This is a genomic window from Deltaproteobacteria bacterium, from assembly GCA_016874755.1.
Classification (GTDB): Bacteria; Desulfobacterota; Binatia; order UBA9968; family UBA9968; genus DP-20.
Genome location: VGTH01000100.1, coordinates 1 through 2,328 on the forward strand (window position 1 = coordinate 1; position 2,328 = coordinate 2,328).

Sequence of the window (2,328 nt, forward strand, 5' to 3'; positions counted from 1 at the left end):
AGGCCCTGCACGTGCGTGCCGAAGATGAGGCCCAAATCGAGGCGGCCATCCGAAGCTACAGGAGGCTTTGGGATTTGATTAACGAGCTGAGGGCGTGCGAGCTGTCGGATTTAAGGCGCCAGGGGCGACGCGCGCGTCTGCTCGCGATGTATGACCAACGCCGCCACGAACACCGGAGCTGACCAGTCGCCGGGTCGCCCGCTCGATTATACCGCCCCAAACTGCCGCCCAGCATCCGCGTCTACGTATGTGCCGTTGACCGTCGGTGCGCGACCTTAGAGCGAAGTTATGGTTATGAGGAGTCGCCTTGACAGCACCCCATTAATATCGTATAACGATACGATCGTGAGACGATATAATTACTTATGGCAAACTTAGATCTCACTGACTGGAACTATCAGTCGTTGGCGGAATTCCGCTACCGCATACGCTTTTTTTTGCGTTTCAGCGAGCAGGCGGCGCGCGCGGCCGGGCTCGAGCCGCAACAGCATCAGGTCTTGCTGGCGGTCAAAGGCCTGCCAAGAGATCTCAAACCCACGATCGGAGTCTTGGCCGAACGGATGCAGCTCGCGCACCACAGCACGGTCGAATTAGTTGATCGTTTAGAGGAGCGCAAGCTGGTTGTACGGCAGCGCGACGATCATGACCGGCGCCAGGTGCTGGTTCGACTTACAGCGGCGGGCGAGAAAATTCTCGCCGAGCTTTCCCGCGATCATCTCGTTGAGCTCAGCTCCGTGGGGCCGACCTTGGTCGAAGTACTCAGTCGGTTCGTTGAAAAGTCCGGCTTTTCAGAAAGGAAGTTACGTTTGGTTAGCAAACGATAGCGTCGCCGAGTCCAGAAAAACAGGAAGGAGACCAGCCGTGGCCGATCGAAATGCTGAAACAGGTCAAGAAGCGGGTTTGTTGGATGTTAGCGTTGCCGAAGCTTGCGCGCTCTACAAATTTTATTTGCAGCGGGAGAAGGTAATCCTAGGAACCGCCGCGGTGAGCCTATTCTTTGTTGCCTGGGAACTCGTGGGCAACACCTTTCAATTGATTAATCCCATGTTCATGAGCGCTCCCTCGCTTATTTTTAGCGCGGCAGTTCAGATGTTCGCCTCGGGCGAGATCTGGAACGACTTGCGAGTGAGCGGCATTGAATTTTTTTGGGGATATCTTCTGTCGGTGCTTATTGGCGTCCCCTTTGGCATTGCCATTGGCTGGTATAGGAGGTTAGCACTCATTTTCGATCCATCTGTCAACGCTTTATACTCCACGCCGCGTGTCGCCCTGCTTCCCCTGATCATCATTTGGCTCGGCATTGGCATCATATCGAAGATCGGCATTATCTTTTTGGGCGCGGTTTTTCCGATTATGATCAATGCCCGGGACGGCGTAAAGACGACTCCCTATAACTTGCTCAATGCGGCGCGTAGTTTCGGCGCCTCACAATGGCAGATTTTCAAAAGCGTTGTCTTGCCATCTACCGTGCCGTTCATCATCAGCGGCCTCCGTTTGGGCGTGGGCCGGGCGCTGATCGGCGTGATGGTCGGCGAGCTGTACGCCGCCACCGCGGGAATCGGTTTTATGATTACCGTCGCCGGCGCCACGTTTCAGACCGACAAAGTTTTTGTCGGGGTGATGATCTTTGCCATCACCGGTATGATTTCGATGGAAATCATTGGCCGGGTCGAACACCGTTTTCAAAAATGGCGCCCAGACGTCGGTGTCCATTAGCACAGCCACCAGACATAGTGCCTGTCTGTAAGGCATTGACAGACCAACTCAAGGGCCCCCATTCGGCCCTTGTCGATCGTTGCTCAACCCAACCCGCGGCGTTGGCCACGACACCGCGCTAGTTTGTCGGCGAAACCTCAGCTTTTTCGGCGGTTCGAAGGCAACAATGGCTTCCCTACTGCGCGCTGAAGCCCGACCCGCTGATGGAGCGGCTACTCTGCGCAACATGATCGGCAAAATCACAAGGGGTCGCGTCGAAAATCACAAGGGGTCGCGTCTACGTTTAGCTCATAAGGAGGGCAAGTAGCAGAAACGGGCTTGCGGAGTCCGCAGATAGACCCCAACTAGATGAGCGATGCGCTCCGGTTGTTTTTGCGGTTATTTCTTTAGCGCACGCCGTTAATTCTCAATCCCTGCCTTCTTCTTCTGACCACGCGCAACCGTTTGCCAAAAGTCGTCGCGCGACACACCTTGGAATAAAGAAAGTGTCTACCATCGGAATTTAGCAGGTAGCGGTAGCGCTGGGAATCAAGTAGAAGAGATTCGACGAGGGTGTGGCTCTTAGGGTCAGTGGCCTGTGTATTCAGGCTCACATAGCCTGAAATGCCGCCC

Annotated in this window: 2 protein-coding genes; both read left to right on the forward strand. The window is 55.1% G+C overall.

From position 1 onward, the window contains the following. The first annotated feature begins 365 nt into the window (after positions 1-365). On the forward strand, positions 366-824 hold the full coding sequence (locus tag FJ145_26625; protein ID MBM4264985.1) for a winged helix-turn-helix transcriptional regulator: 459 nt from the start codon (positions 366-368) through the stop codon (positions 822-824). Next, on the forward strand, positions 772-1,716 hold the full coding sequence (locus tag FJ145_26630) for an ABC transporter permease (protein MBM4264986.1): 945 nt from the start codon (positions 772-774) through the stop codon (positions 1,714-1,716). Before FJ145_26625 ends, FJ145_26630 begins: the two co-directional genes overlap by 53 nt. Positions 1,717-2,328: the final 612 nt, after the last annotated feature.